This window comes from Thermosynechococcus sp. TG215, assembly GCF_031583455.1.
Taxonomy (GTDB): Bacteria; Cyanobacteriota; Cyanobacteriia; order Thermosynechococcales; family Thermosynechococcaceae; genus Thermosynechococcus.
In genome coordinates this window covers 217,970-231,417 of record NZ_CP134178.1, presented here as the reverse complement: position 1 = coordinate 231,417, position 13,448 = coordinate 217,970, and the positions used below count along the sequence as shown (strand labels likewise).

Genomic DNA, 13,448 nt, shown 5'->3' with positions numbered 1-13,448 from the left:
ACCGCTTGCAGACTATACGACACCGGCAACATTCCAAGATACAAGCAATGCTTTGATGATTTTCCTCTCCAGCAGATTGACAACCTTTGGAATGATACTGCCGCTGACCACCGACCTTGGCGACCTGGTGTTCGACCCGACCTGTGTGCGGAAGGGGACGAGGGTGTGGGTTTGCGGCTCCTCCCCGACCCTCCCCACGTGTGGGGAGGGAGAAGCCCTATCCCCCCGCGTGCGGGGGGATGACAGGGGGGCTACCCTCATCGCCATCGAAGACATCCACCCCGGCGACTACCTGCTGGCGCATGACGGCTTGCCCCATCGCGTCGTGCGCACGATACGGCGAATGTATCGCGGCGTGATGATCGGCATCCGGCACGACCTTAGCGGGCAAACCCTATGGCTTACGCCCGATCACAGGGTGTTGGCCCACAGACGACCGCACAGCTTGGGTGGACATTCCGACTGGTCCGGTATTCCCAAAGCGCTGCGCGGCAGAAGCAAAATACTCCGCAAGGAAATGACTCCGCCTGAACGGAAACTTTGGAAAGTCTTGCGAGGCAATGGGTTGGGCTTTACCTTCAGACGTCAGCACCCTATTGGCCCCTATATCGCCGATTTCTATTGCCGTGAAGCTGCCTTAGTGGTAGAAGTGGACGGCGCCATGGCTCATGGCACTCCGGCCGCCATGGAACATGACCGTGTTCGCGATGAGTTCATGCACGCGCTGAATCTAAAAGTGCTGCGTGTTCCCGCCGCAGAAGTAGAGCATAATCTCGAAGGGGTTTGCACTGCTATTGGACAGGCGTGTAAAGAGCAACTTTCGCCAGAGTATGCCCAGTGGATGGAGGCAGAGCAGATACAAGAGGGAGACATCCTGTTCCACGGTTCCGACCGCGTTCCCGTGCGCCTTGTGGAGGTGGTTAGAGACTTGTCCGAGGAAGAGGTTTACGATTTAGAAGTAGAGGACGCTCACTCGTTTATAACGGAAGTCTGCGCCGTACACAACTGCGGCAGCGGCACGACGGCCTATGTGGCCGAGCAGTGGGGCCGGCGCTGGATCACCTGCGACACCTCGCGCGTGGCGCTCACCCTCGCCCGCCAGCGCCTGATGACCGCGGTCTTCGACTACTACGAGCTGGCGCATCCCGAAGAGGGGGTGGGCAGCGGCTTCAAGTACAAGACCGTGCCGCATGTGACACTCAAGTCCATCGCCAACAACCCAGAGATCGACGGCATCTACGCCCGCATGCACCCGGCCATCGAACAGGCGCTGGCAGACCTCAACGCCGCGCTCCGTCTCCCCTCTCCCGCTGGGAGACCCCCTGACGGGGGCAGGTGGGCCGGGGGTGAGGGCTATCCCCGTTTCAAGGTCACGCAAGGCGGCCGCGCCGGGCAATTCGTGGATTTTGCCGCGCCGGACAGCGCCACCTTCACTATGCCCGCCGGCCAGGCGGTCAAGGTCAATGAGCTGGTGGAGTGGGAGGTGCCCTTTGAGTTCCCTGCCGACTGGCCCGAAGCGGCCCGCAAGCCTTTTGACGCCTTCTATGCCGCCCGCCGCGCGATGCAAAAGGCCATGAATGAGGCGATCGCCCGCCATGCGCCGCAGGAAACCCTTTACGACCAGCCCTTGGTGGACCGCAAGAAGGTGCGCGTCACTGGCCCGTTCACCGTGGAGGCGGTGCCCGCGCCGGCAGTCAAATCGGTAGATGAAATCCTAGAACCCAAGCCGGAACCCGCCGACACATCCATCGCCCGCTCGGGCGAGACGCTGCGCCAGGCCGAATGGCGCGACGAACTGCTGCGCGCCGGCATCCGCGGCAAGGCGGGGCAGTACATCCGCTTCGCGCGCCTAGAGCCGCTGCCCGGCTGCCGCTTTTTGCACGCCGACGGCGAGACGCGCCCCAGCGACGAAGGTGCCGATTCGGTGCGCGAGACCGGCCCGGCCGACAGCCCGATGCGCGTGGTGGTCTCCTTTGGTTCCGAGCACGCACCGCTGGAGCAGCGGCAGGTGGCCCAGGCCATCGAAGAAGCGCATACGCTGGTGCCCAGGCCGAAGCTCATCGTCTTCGCCGCCTTCCAGTTCGACCCCGAGGCGGCCAAAGACATTGACGAGACCCACTGGCCAGGGGTGACGCTGCTCAAGGTGCAGATGAACGCCGATCTGCTCACCGACGATCTCAAGAAGAAGCGCGCCAGCAACGACTCCTTCTGGCTCATCGGCCAGCCGGATGTGGAGGTGCGCAAGGAGAAAGACGGCAAGTACGTCGTAGCCGTGCATGGCTTCGACTACTACAACACGAAAACGGGCGGGGTCGAATGGGGCGGGGCGGACAAGATTGCCGTCTGGATGCTGGATACCGACTATGATGGGCGCAGCCTCTACCCGCGTCAAGTCTTCTTCCCGATGGCGGGCGAGGGCGAAGGCTGGGCGAAACTGGCGCGCAATCTCAAGGCCGAGATTGATGAGGAACTGATCGAAGCCTACCGCGGCACGGTTTCTCTGCCATTTGAGCCGGGCGAGCACAAGCGCATCGCGGTCAAGATCGTGGACGACCGGGGGATCGAGAGTTTGAAGATTATGGAGATTGACACATGAAGATCAAATCCGTCCGCATTCGAAACTTCCGCTCGATAAAGGAACAGACTATCGAACTTGATGACTACACGTGCTTCGTCGGAGCCAACGGCTCAGGGAAGTCAAGTGTCCTGCATGCCCTCAACGTCTTCTTTGGTGAATCAGGGATACCCGGTCTCAACACGCGTTCGCTCAGTGAGGAGGATTTCCATGCCAAAAACACAACGGATCCTATCGAGATAACGATCACTTTTACAGACTTCTCAGAGGAAGCTAAGAATGAACTCCAGCATTATGTGCGCCATGATCAATTGGTTGTCTCAGTTGAGGCACAATTTGATCCTGTTGCAAACACAGCCGAAGTAAAGCAGTACGGTCGCCGGATGGTTATCAAGGATTTCGCGCTGTTTTTTGAAGCCGAAAAAGCTGGGAAAAAGGTTGCTGAGCTGAAGGATATATACACCAGGGTGCGAGAGAAGTACCCTGATCTTCCGCATCCTGGCACAAAGGATGCAATGGTCCAAGCACTTCGTGAGTATGAAGAAAAGCACCCGGAATTGTGCGAAGAACTCCCTAGTGCGGACGAGTTCTATGGTGTATCAAAGGGTAAAAACCTTCTCGAGAAATACATCCAGTGGGTGTACGTGCCCGCAGTGAAGGAAGCGGCTAGCGAGCAGAAAGAGTCTAAGGACACAGCCCTAGGGAAGCTTTTGAGCCGCACGGTTCGGTCCAAAGTCAACCTCAGGGAGTCATTTGATCCCATCCGCAAGGAAATGCAGGAGAAGTACAGACAACTCCTTGCCGATAGTCAGGCACAGCTAACCGAAATATCTACAGCTCTGCGAAATCGGCTTGTGCAGTGGGCGCATCAAGACGCAACGCTTCGAGTGCAATGGTACCAAGACCCCGAAAAGGCGGTACGTGTTGATGAGCCTTTTGCTCAGGCCATTCTCGGTGAGGCAGGGTTTGAAGGGGAGCTTACACGTTTCGGGCACGGGCTTCAACGTTCGTTTATTCTCGCACTGCTCCAAGAACTCTCTGACAGAGACGACGCAGATCCACGGCTGATTCTCGCCTGTGAGGAGCCGGAGCTCTATCAGCATCCCCCACAAGCAAGGCATCTTTATAACGTGCTCGTGAAGCTGAGCGAACAGAACTCTCAAATCTTGGTTACAACCCACAGTCCATACTTCATATCAGGTGAGAGATTCGAGAGTGTCCGGATGGTCCGCAAGGTCAATGGTGCTTCGTCTATTACTAGGACCACCCATCAAGAGGTGGCAAATCAAATTGCGGCTGTGAAAGGCCAGCAACCTGTCGAACCGAGCGAGCAGTTGGCAAAGATCCATCAAGCACTCCAGCCTGAGCTCAGCGAAATATTCTTCGCGTCTAGGATCGTATTCGTCGAGGGGCTAGAGGATACTGCATATTTGACCACCTACCTTCACTTGCTCAACCGGTGGGATGAGTTCAGACGACTCGGCTGTCACATTGTCCCCACCGGTGGAAAAAGTCGGATGCTTCAACCTCTCGCGGTAGCCAGGTGCCTGCAGATCCCGACTCTCGCGGTACTGGATTCGGACGGCGACAAGCCGGACAAAAACGGAAGCAGGGAGCAACACCGCAGAGACAACAGCGCAATCCTCAAGTTATGCGGTGTATCTGATCCTGAGCCGTTCCCGACCAGTACGTTCTGGGGGGCCGCTGTAGTCATGTGGTCCTCAGACATCGGGCAGGTGGTTGAGCAAGAGATTGGAAAAGAGAACTGGGATGAGTTTCGATCTGAGGCAGATGCTAAATACGGGTCTGCCGGGAATCTACAGAAGAACGCGTTGCACATTGCATCGAGACTCCAGATAGCTTGGGATGCTGGCAAGAAATCGGATTCTCTCGAGAAGCTTTGCAATAAGATCATGGAGTTTGCTAATAAGAATGAAAATAGAGAGGAAAATTGATGCCCAGCACCACCATTGACCGCCTGATCATCAACTCGCCCTACGAGGAGCCGCAGCGGCACTGGCGTTACGACCGCGAGACGCGTATTTTCGAATTGGTGGAGGGCCGCCGCCCGGCGGGGTACGTGGTGGCGACGCCCGGCTCAAAAGCCTTCGATGACCCGGGCATCTTCGTCGAGATTCCGCTGGTCAACCAGATCCGCCCGCGCGTCAAGGCCTGGCGCGAGGCGGGCTATCCGGGCGTCACCAGCATCACCAAGCGGCTGCTGGAACATTGGACCGACCCCGAAAACTTTGACCGGCGGCGCTTCTTCTTCTGCCAGCTGGAGGCGGTGGAGACGCTCATCTAGCTGACCGAGGCCGCCCCCGCTGAGCGCACCGGCATCGAAATCCCCGGCGATGGCGGCGAGTACATCCGCCAATGCTGCAAGATGGCCACCGGTTCGGGCAAGACCATCGTCATGGCCTTGGTCATCGCTTGGCAGGTCCTGAACAAGGTGGCCAACCCGCAGGATGCCCGTTTCTCCAAAAACGTGCTGGTCATCGCCCCGGGGCTGACGGTCAAAAAGCGTCTGGAAGTGCTTTACCCCGCCGCGGACGGCAATTACTACGAAGCCCTCGTCCTTGCTCGAGAAATTGCGCCAAGGCAAAGTGCTGGTGCGCAACTGGCACGCCCTCGCCTGGGAGAGCGAAGAACAGATCAAGAAACGCAAGTCTGTGGACAAACGCGGGGTCAAAAGCGACGAGGCCTATACCCGCGAGGTGCTGGGCGAGATGGCCAATGCGCGCAACCTTCTGGTCATCAACGACGAGGCTCACCACGCCTGGCGTGTGAACTGGGAGGCGGAAGGAAAGTATTTGCGGCAGCGGGATCTCAAGGATAGCGCCGCGGAGGCCACGGTGTGGATCGGTGGGCTGGATCGCCTGCACCGCTCGCGGGGCATCCTCAGGTGCTATGATTTTTCCGCTACTCCCTTCACGCCTTCGGGCAAAAAGAGCAGCGAAGAGGCGCTCTTCGACTGGATCGTTAGCGACTTCGGCTTGAATGACGCCATCGAGTCTGGCCTAGTCAAGACCCCGCGCGTGGTGGTGCGCGACGATGCTGTCCCCGATGCCAAAACTTACAAGTCGCGCCTCTATCACATTTACAACGACCCGGACGTGAAAGACGACCTGAACCGCCGCGCCGAACCACACGAACCGCTGCCCGACCTAGTGCTGAACGCCTACTACCTTTTAGGCTACGATTGGTGCGAGACGTGGAAGGCATGGAAGACAGCCGGAGTGCCCGTTCCGCCGGTGATGATCACCGTCTGCAACCGCACCGAGACCGCGGCGCGCGTGAAGCACGCCTTCGATTCGCGGCGCATCCACATCGATGAACTGTGCGACCCAGAGCGCATCCTGCATATCGACTCGAAGGTGCTCGATGAGGCGGAAGCGAAAGAAGAGTTTTTCGTTTCGAGTGGTCAGTTTGTCGAAGATGAAGAAGGGGTCGAGGCAACGGCAGAAAACGCAAAACCAGCAACTCAAAACGCAAAACTCACCAAGGCCCAGCAGGCCAGCGCTTGCGCCAGATGGTGGACACGGTGGGCAAGGTGGGACAGCCGGGCGAGAGAATCCAAAACGTCATCTCCGTCGGCATGCTCTCCGAGGGCTGGGATGCCAAGACGGTGACGCACATCATGGGACTGCGGGCGTTCACGTCGCAGCTGCTGTGCGAGCAGGTGGTCGGTCGCGGCTTGCGGCGCACTTCGTACGAAGTCAACCCGGAAACGGGGCTGTTCGAGCCGGAATACGTCAACATCTTCGGCGTGCCCTTCACCTTCTTGCCCCACGAAGGCGGCGAGAACGACCCGCCACCGCCGCCCACGCCCAAGACCGCCGTTGAGCCAGACCCGGCCAAGGCACAGCTCGAGATCCGCTGGCCGAATGTGGTGCGCATCGAGCGCGTCTTTCAACCGACGCTGACCTTGGACTGGTCGAAGGTGCGACCATTGGAACTGGACGCGGCGCAGACAGCGAAGGTCGCCGAGCTGGCGCCGATCCTCGAAGGCAAGCCAGACATCACCCGGATCAACCGCATCAAGTTGGAGCGGCTGGCGGGGAAATTCCGCACCCAACGCATCATTTTCGAGACGGTGCGCGATGTCTTTGACCAAATGCAGACCGCTTGGAAAGGCAGCCGCGAAGTATTATTGGCGCAATTGATTCGCATCGTCGAGCAATTCATCCGCTCCGACCGTATTCATATTACGCCACCGCTTTTTTATCAGGACGAATTGCGCCGACGGCTGATCATCACGCTGAACCTGTCGCGGGTGGTGCAGCATATATGGGAGGCGGTTCGGCAGGAGAACACCGATCGCATCGAGCCGGTCTTCGACCGCGATCATCCTATCCGCTCCACAGGCGAGATGCGCACTTGGTACACGGGCAAGCCCTGCGAGCGCACGGAGAAATCCCATATCAACGTCTGCGTCTACGACAGCACATGGGAAGCGTCCGACGCCTTCGCGCTCGACAGCAGTGACGCGGTGGCTGCCTGGGTCAAGAATGACCACCTAGGCTTCGAAGTGCTCTACGTTTATCGTGGTGTGGTGCGCAAGTATCGGCCTGATTTCCTGGTGCGGCTGAAGAACGGTGATCATCTGATTCTAGAAACAAAGGGTCAGGATACGGAGCAGGACAAGGTGAAGCGTCAGTATCTTGCAGAGTGGTGCGAAGCTGTGAACGCGCACGGCGGCTTCGGGCGATGGCGCGCGGAAGTAGCGAAGACGCCCGGTGAGATTACTGAAGTCGTGCTCAATCACATTCAAATCAGGAGAGTATTTCGGTAAAAATAACACCGCGTGACCCGCCGCTTTCACCACTGCCTGCATCCCCCCTTGGGGATGAATCGGTGCATTATCCATCATCAACAACGACGGTCTCTTTAACGCCGGCAAACAGTACTGACTCAACCAACTCACATAACGCATTCAAATATCCTGAAAACAGCATTGGGGCGATGAAGTCTTTCTGGTGTCTATACCGTCCTGCGACTAAACTCTCTCTTTTCTGACGCTTCCCCGCTCGCTCTCCATAAATTCGTTGGCCTCGCGCTGACCACCCATACTCAGACTCCACTCGATCGCTGGGCACGGTCGATTAAACGGTCATCGGGATGGGTAGCAACATCCGCTGCTAAGGCCGCCCAATCCAGTTTCCAAGGACGACGGGGGACAACCGTGGGCGCTAAGTCCTCTCGCTTCAGCCAGCGATGGATGGTGGCGCGACTGACCTGAAAAATTTGAGTCGCTTCACTGATTTTGCCACCTTGCTTGATATAGGAGACAACCCGCTCTCGTAAGTCCAAGCTATAGCTCATATTCTTGAGTAACATTCATGACGCTTTGAGTATAGCCTATCCCTCTTGAAAATATCTCACTCCCTTTCGAAATAGCTATATCTACCTGAACAGCCGTTTCCTATTCGGGTCAATATCTTGATAGGACGTAACTTTACGCCATAGCCAGACTACTGTTTCTCGTCATCCTTGTGAAAACGGCTGTTATTCCTGACTGATTGAGCCGATAAAACAAGGCTCTCATACTGTTTAAGCTGGCGTCCAAAATGTACGTCAGCCAGATTTTGAAGAGCAGTTGTGAGTTCAGGACGGGATAGTCGCAAGGGCTGAGGCGCCTGAGAATAGACTTGACAATAGCTCCAAAAGATGCCATAGTAAATTGACTGTTTTTTAATCTTTTAAGGGAAGAATACAATATTTCTTCTCTTTTTCCTACCTCTTCAAACTGTTGTTCAATACTTCTGCAAAGGAATAAGCCAATCATTTTACCTTTGGAGAGAACGTTGCCTATTGACTGATAAACTTGATAGTCTCCTGAAGATTGATTTCAAAATATGGCTTATCTTTTTGGAGTGCATCTGTGAAGGTCGTTGTCGTTGGCAGTGGTGGTCGAGAGCACGCGATCACTTGGAAATTACTCGATTCTCCTCGCGTGACACAGGTCTATTGTCTGCCGGGGAATGGGGGCACAGCCTGCTTGGAGCGGTGTGAGAATGTGGCCATTGCAGCCACCGACCTCACGGGTATTGGTGAATTTGCCAAAGAGAATAACGTTGATTTAGTGGTTGTCGGGCCAGAGGTTCCCTTGGCAGTGGGTTTGGCCGATCACCTACAGGCGTTGAACATCCCTGTGTTTGGGCCGGTCAAGGCCGGCGCACAAATTGAAGCCAGTAAAGCTTGGGCAAAGGCGCTCATGCAGGCGGCTCAGATTCCTACGGCCAAAGCAGCAGTGTTTGACAATTATGAGGCGGCCTCTCGTTATGTTCAAGCCCAAGGGGCACCCATTGTCATTAAGGCCGATGGTTTAGCGGCAGGTAAAGGAGTGACGGTAGCGGCCACCGAAGGGGAGGCGATCGCTGCCCTCGAGCGGATTTTTGGGGGTGAATTTGGTGCCGCTGGTCAACAGGTGGTCATTGAATCAGTACTAGAAGGGCAAGAGGTCTCCGTACTCGCCGTTACGGATGGCAAAACCATTCTGCCGCTGCTGCCCGCCCAAGACCACAAGCGCATTGGCGAAGGGGACACAGGTTCAAATACTGGAGGAATGGGGGTCTATGCCCCTGTCCCTTGGGTGACACCAGAGTTAATGCAACGAATTCAACAGACGATTCTTGAACCTGCCCTTGGGGCGTTGCAGGATCGGGGAATCCACTACTGTGGGGTGCTCTATGCCGGTCTGATGGTGACGTCCGCAGGGGATCCCTACGTGGTGGAATTTAACTGTCGCTTTGGTGATCCTGAAACCCAAGTCGTCCTCCCCCTCTTGGAAACCCCTCTGATTGAGGTGCTCTTGGCCTGTGTCGAGAGACGCTTAGCCAGTTTGGGAGCGTTGCAATGGCGCAATGAGGTAGCTCTATCCGTCGTGATGGCGGCGGGGGGCTATCCGGGGAGTTACCGCAAGGGGGATGTGATTCAGGGTATTCCCGCAGCGATCGCCCAAGGGGTTCTCGTTTTCCATGCTGGAACGCGCTGGCAAGAGGGGCAATGGTACACCAATGGCGGTCGGGTATTGAACATTACCGCTTTGGCTCCTGATTTTGCCACGGCTCAAGCCAAGGCCTATGCGGGCGTCAGCGCCATTGAATTTGCCGACTGCTACTATCGTCGTGACATTGGCTACCGTATTCTGGAATCATCGGCTCACAAAGGTGAATACCATCCATGACCCTCCTCCCCCCAAAAACTAACCCATTACGCTGTTTAACTGGTGCGCTGATTGCTGGCACGCTTGGGATTCTCCTTTATCGGCTAACAGGGGCGATCGCCTACGTCTTTGCCACTCACGCAGTGAGCTACCACAATCAACTGGTTTATAGCTTGGCCGTGGCCGTACGCACCCTTGTGGTGGGCTTGTGTACCCTCGCAACGGGGGTCTTTAGCATTATTGCCGTGGGTCTGGTGGCGCTGACGCTGCAACTGCTTTGGGAACGCTGGGTACAACGGGAGCAGGCTTAACCGTCGCTAATTTTGCCATCTTCGATTTTGGTGATGCGATCGGCAATGGCTGTAATCCGTGGATCATGGGTAACAATCAACACTGTGCAGCCTTTTTGCTTTGCTAGCTTGTAGAGAATTTTGATCACCTGTTGGCCATTTTGGGAATCCAGGGAAGCCGTCGGTTCATCAGCAAAAATAATCTGCGGCTCACCCGCTAGGGCACGGGCAATGGCCACTCGCTGTTTCTGACCCCCAGAAAGATTTGCGGGCACAAAGTCGAGGCGATCGCCCAAGCCAACGGCCTTGAGAAGCGCTGCTGCCTGTTCCTTCGCTTTTTTACCTTTAATGCCCTTAAGATTGAGGGCAATTTCAACATTTTCCAGTGCGGTCAAGGCGGGGAAAAGATTAAAACTCTGAAAGACAAAGCCAATATTTTGCAGCCGAAATTTTGCCAGTGCAGCCTTGGACAGTTGCGTAATCTCTTGGCCTAAGACAGCCACTTGGCCACTGGTGGGGGCAAGAATGCCAGCCAAAATCGAGAGCAGGGTGGTTTTCCCTGACCCCGAAGGTCCCATTAGCAGATGGATATGACCGCGCTGGATTTGCAGGTTAATGCCCTGAAGAACAGGGGTCTCGTGATGGCCAGAACGATAAACTTTAGTCAGATTGGTGGTGGCGATCGCCAGCCCAGTTGTTGTCACAGTGGCAAGTCTCATCAGTCATTGATTAGCCGAATTAGCTACTGGTGGCACTAGCAAAGCGGATTTTCAGGTAGTCCGCCTCCATTTTCGCGCCCACCGGTTGCAGTGCTGCTAATCCTTGGGGGAGCACCATATTACGACGATGGTTACCAATGCGGATATTCAACTCATCTGCCGTCTTGTTCAGTTCAATTTTTTCCTTGGGTACCCCCGGTAGATAGAGTTCAAGGCTGTACTGGCCATCACTGGGCACCACCCGAATCGTTTGCTCTTGGTAATAAACCTGAGCTGGATCTTCATCAGCGTAGAGGGTCTCCTTCAGGCGGTGCAGTGCCGCTAAACCACAGAGTTCCTCAGCAAACAGGGGCACTTCCTTCACCGGTAGCGGGCGGAAATTGTCGTGAATTTCTTGACGGTATTGCTGCTGCATTTCTTTCCAGCGGGCAAAGAAGGGATCCTGTACCGTGTTCGGCAGAATACGGTTTGCAATGACTAAGTCGGTGGCCACGTTATAGAGGCTGAGATAGGCATGGGCGCGCAGCGACTCCTTAATGACCATCTTTTCTGGATTGGTGACCAAGCGCACTGAGGTTTGGGTGTTGTCGGTGAGGACTTTTTCAAGGGCTTCAATCTGCTCATAGAATTCATAGGGCGCATCCATCACCTCTTGATCGGGCAAAGAGAACCCCACCAAGGGCTTGAAAATTGGCTCCACAATCGGTCGCAAGGCCACGGACATCCGCTGTAGGGGTTTATAGAAGCGGCGCATGTACCAGCCGCTCACCTCGGGTAGACTCAACAGCCGCAGTGCCGTACCTGTGGGGGCAGAGTCAATAATTAAGACATCGTATTGGCCTTCGTCATAGTGGCGTTTCATGCGCACAAGGGCAAAAATTTCATCCATCCCCGGCAAAATCGCCAATTCTTCAGCTTGAACGCCCTCTAGCCCGCGCGCCTGCAAGACTTGGGTAATGTAGCGCTTCACCGCACCCCAGTTGTCCTCCAGTTCCATGAGAGCATCGAGTTCCGCTCCCCAGAGATTTTCGGCGACGGGCACAGGGACATGCCCCAATTCAAGGTCAAAACTATCAGCAAGGGAGTGGGCGGGATCGGTGCTCAGCACCAGCGTTTTGTACCCCAACTCAGCACAGCGTAACCCCGTTGCTGCCGCCACTGAGGTTTTACCAACGCCACCTTTGCCAGTCATTAAAATTACGCGCATGGGAAGGCCCTGCCCTAAACACGGTTGCTTAAAATATCTTAACCCTTGAGCTTGTCCTCAGGGGGGGGCGATCGCTCGCAATCAATGAAAATAAAATCATTAAGAAAAATAAATAAATACAACTGCTTATTTAGCTTTATTAACAATAATTTAGGCCTCTCCCCGATCCCTTGGGGCAAATATTAAGTTAATGCTTAAGCCCTTGCAGTTTATAACTGTTTTCAAGGGTTTGTAACGGGAAATATATTTGGACTTATCACGACTATGACCACAACTCTCCAACGTCGCGAAAGCGCGAATTTGTGGGAGCGGTTTTGTAACTGGGTGACCAGCACCGATAACCGCCTCTATGTGGGCTGGTTCGGTGTGATTATGATCCCCACCCTGCTGGCCGCAACCATTTGCTTTGTGATTGCTTTCATCGCTGCTCCCCCTGTGGACATCGATGGCATCCGTGAGCCTGTTTCTGGCTCCTTGCTCTATGGCAACAACATCATCACTGGTGCAGTGGTGCCCACCAGCAACGCCATTGGCTTGCACTTCTACCCCATTTGGGAAGCTGCTTCCCTCGATGAGTGGCTCTACAACGGTGGCCCCTACCAGTTGATTGTCTTCCACTTCCTGTTGGGTGCCTCCTGCTACATGGGGCGCCAGTGGGAACTCAGCTACCGCCTCGGTATGCGGCCTTGGATTTGCGTGGCCTACTCCGCTCCCTTGGCCTCTGCCTTTGCGGTCTTCTTGATCTACCCCATTGGTCAAGGCAGCTTCTCTGACGGGATGCCCCTCGGTATCTCCGGTACCTTCAACTTCATGATTGTGTTCCAAGCTGAGCACAACATCCTAATGCACCCCTTCCACCAATTGGGTGTGGCCGGTGTCTTTGGTGGCGCACTGTTCTCCGCCATGCACGGTTCTCTGGTGACCTCCAGCCTGATCCGTGAAACCACCGAAACGGAATCCACCAACTACGGCTACAAATTCGGTCAAGAGGAAGAAACCTACAACATCGTGGCTGCCCACGGTTACTTTGGTCGCTTGATCTTCCAATACGCCAGCTTCAACAACAGCCGTGCGCTGCACTTCTTCCTCGCCGCTTGGCCGGTGGTCGGGGTTTGGTTCACCGCTCTGGGTATCAGCACGATGGCCTTCAACCTCAACGGGTTTAACTTCAACCACTCGGTCATTGATGCCAAGGGCAACGTGATCAACACTTGGGCAGACATCATCAACCGTGCCAACTTGGGTATGGAAGTGATGCACGAGCGCAATGCTCACAACTTCCCCCTCGACTTGGCTAGCGCTGAATCTGCTCCTGTGGCCATGATTGCTCCCAGCATCAACAGCTAAGCAACACTCATCTGCTGAACTTTGACACAGCCGCTCCTGCCCTAGGGGCGGTTTTTTATTGCGTTATAGCCCACAGGCATTAACACGCTCAACACGGTAAGAAACCACGTCTCAGAGACGCTGCTACCCGCCCAACGTCAAT

7 protein-coding genes and 2 pseudogenes are annotated in these 13,448 nt (G+C 55.6%); 6 read left to right on the top strand and 3 right to left on the bottom strand.

The window, feature by feature from the left end; translation table 11 throughout:
- Positions 1–55 precede the first annotated feature (55 nt).
- The 3 genes and pseudogenes from RHJ02_RS01040 (at position 56) to RHJ02_RS13120 (ending at position 7,370) form a co-directional block, all read left to right on the top strand.
- A complete protein-coding gene (locus RHJ02_RS01040; protein ID WP_310822136.1) occupies positions 56–2,596 on the top strand; it encodes a DUF559 domain-containing protein in 2,541 nt (846 codons plus the stop codon).
- Positions 2,593–4,530, top strand: a complete 1,938-nt coding sequence (locus tag RHJ02_RS01035; RefSeq protein ID WP_310453136.1) for an AAA family ATPase — start codon at positions 2,593–2,595, stop codon at positions 4,528–4,530. The genes RHJ02_RS01040 and RHJ02_RS01035 overlap by 4 nt, the downstream gene beginning before the upstream one ends.
- Positions 4,530–7,370, top strand: a pseudogene (locus RHJ02_RS13120) (BPTD_3080 family restriction endonuclease). The gene RHJ02_RS01035 and the pseudogene RHJ02_RS13120 overlap by 1 nt, the downstream one beginning before the upstream one ends.
- Here RHJ02_RS13120 and RHJ02_RS13115 read toward each other — a convergent pair.
- Positions 7,281–7,900: pseudogene (locus RHJ02_RS13115) on the bottom strand (IS630 transposase-related protein); the annotation flags it as partial. The pseudogenes RHJ02_RS13120 and RHJ02_RS13115 sit on opposite strands and share 90 nt — an antisense overlap.
- A gap of 559 nt (positions 7,901–8,459) precedes the next feature.
- Here RHJ02_RS13115 and purD point away from each other — a divergent pair.
- Both purD and RHJ02_RS00995 read left to right on the top strand, forming a co-directional pair.
- A complete protein-coding gene (purD, locus tag RHJ02_RS01000) occupies positions 8,460–9,764 on the top strand; it encodes a phosphoribosylamine--glycine ligase (protein WP_310800360.1) in 1,305 nt (434 codons plus the stop codon).
- Positions 9,761–10,054 carry a DUF3082 domain-containing protein gene (locus RHJ02_RS00995; RefSeq protein ID WP_206200680.1) on the top strand — a complete coding sequence of 98 codons (294 nt, stop codon included), beginning with the start codon at positions 9,761–9,763 and terminating at the stop codon, positions 10,052–10,054. Before purD ends, RHJ02_RS00995 begins: the two co-directional genes overlap by 4 nt.
- Here RHJ02_RS00995 and RHJ02_RS00990 read toward each other — a convergent pair.
- Positions 10,051–10,752, bottom strand: coding sequence for an ABC transporter ATP-binding protein (locus tag RHJ02_RS00990; RefSeq protein WP_315863705.1), 702 nt, complete (start codon positions 10,750–10,752; stop codon positions 10,051–10,053). The two genes, RHJ02_RS00995 and RHJ02_RS00990, sit on opposite strands and share 4 nt — an antisense overlap.
- A gap of 19 nt (positions 10,753–10,771) precedes the next feature.
- Positions 10,772–11,959 (bottom strand): TRC40/GET3/ArsA family transport-energizing ATPase, encoded by a 1,188-nt coding sequence (locus RHJ02_RS00985; protein ID WP_206200678.1) that lies wholly within the window; start codon positions 11,957–11,959, stop codon positions 10,772–10,774.
- Positions 11,960–12,223: 264 nt separating this feature from the next.
- On the opposite strand from RHJ02_RS00985, the gene psbA reads away from it, so the two are divergent.
- The gene (gene psbA / locus RHJ02_RS00980; RefSeq protein WP_206200677.1) at positions 12,224–13,306 is read left to right on the top strand and encodes a photosystem II q(b) protein; all 1,083 of its coding nucleotides are present in this window, start codon (positions 12,224–12,226) and stop codon (positions 13,304–13,306) included.
- The last annotated feature ends 142 nt before the right edge of the window (positions 13,307–13,448 follow it).

Bases quoted from the DNA above. Each gene is read 5' to 3' on its own strand.
- RHJ02_RS00995 (WP_206200680.1), top strand. From the start codon at position 9,761: ATGACCCTCCTCCCCCCAAAAACTAACCCATTACGCTGTTTAACTGGT.
- psbA (WP_206200677.1), top strand. From the start codon at position 12,224: ATGACCACAACTCTCCAACGTCGCGAAAGCGCGAATTTGTGGGAGCGG.
- RHJ02_RS00985 (WP_206200678.1), bottom strand. From the start codon at position 11,959: ATGCGCGTAATTTTAATGACTGGCAAAGGTGGCGTTGGTAAAACCTCA.
- RHJ02_RS01035 (WP_310453136.1), top strand. From the start codon at position 2,593: ATGAAGATCAAATCCGTCCGCATTCGAAACTTCCGCTCGATAAAGGAA.
- RHJ02_RS00990 (WP_315863705.1), bottom strand. From the start codon at position 10,752: ATGAGACTTGCCACTGTGACAACAACTGGGCTGGCGATCGCCACCACC.
- RHJ02_RS01040 (WP_310822136.1), top strand. From the start codon at position 56: ATGATTTTCCTCTCCAGCAGATTGACAACCTTTGGAATGATACTGCCG.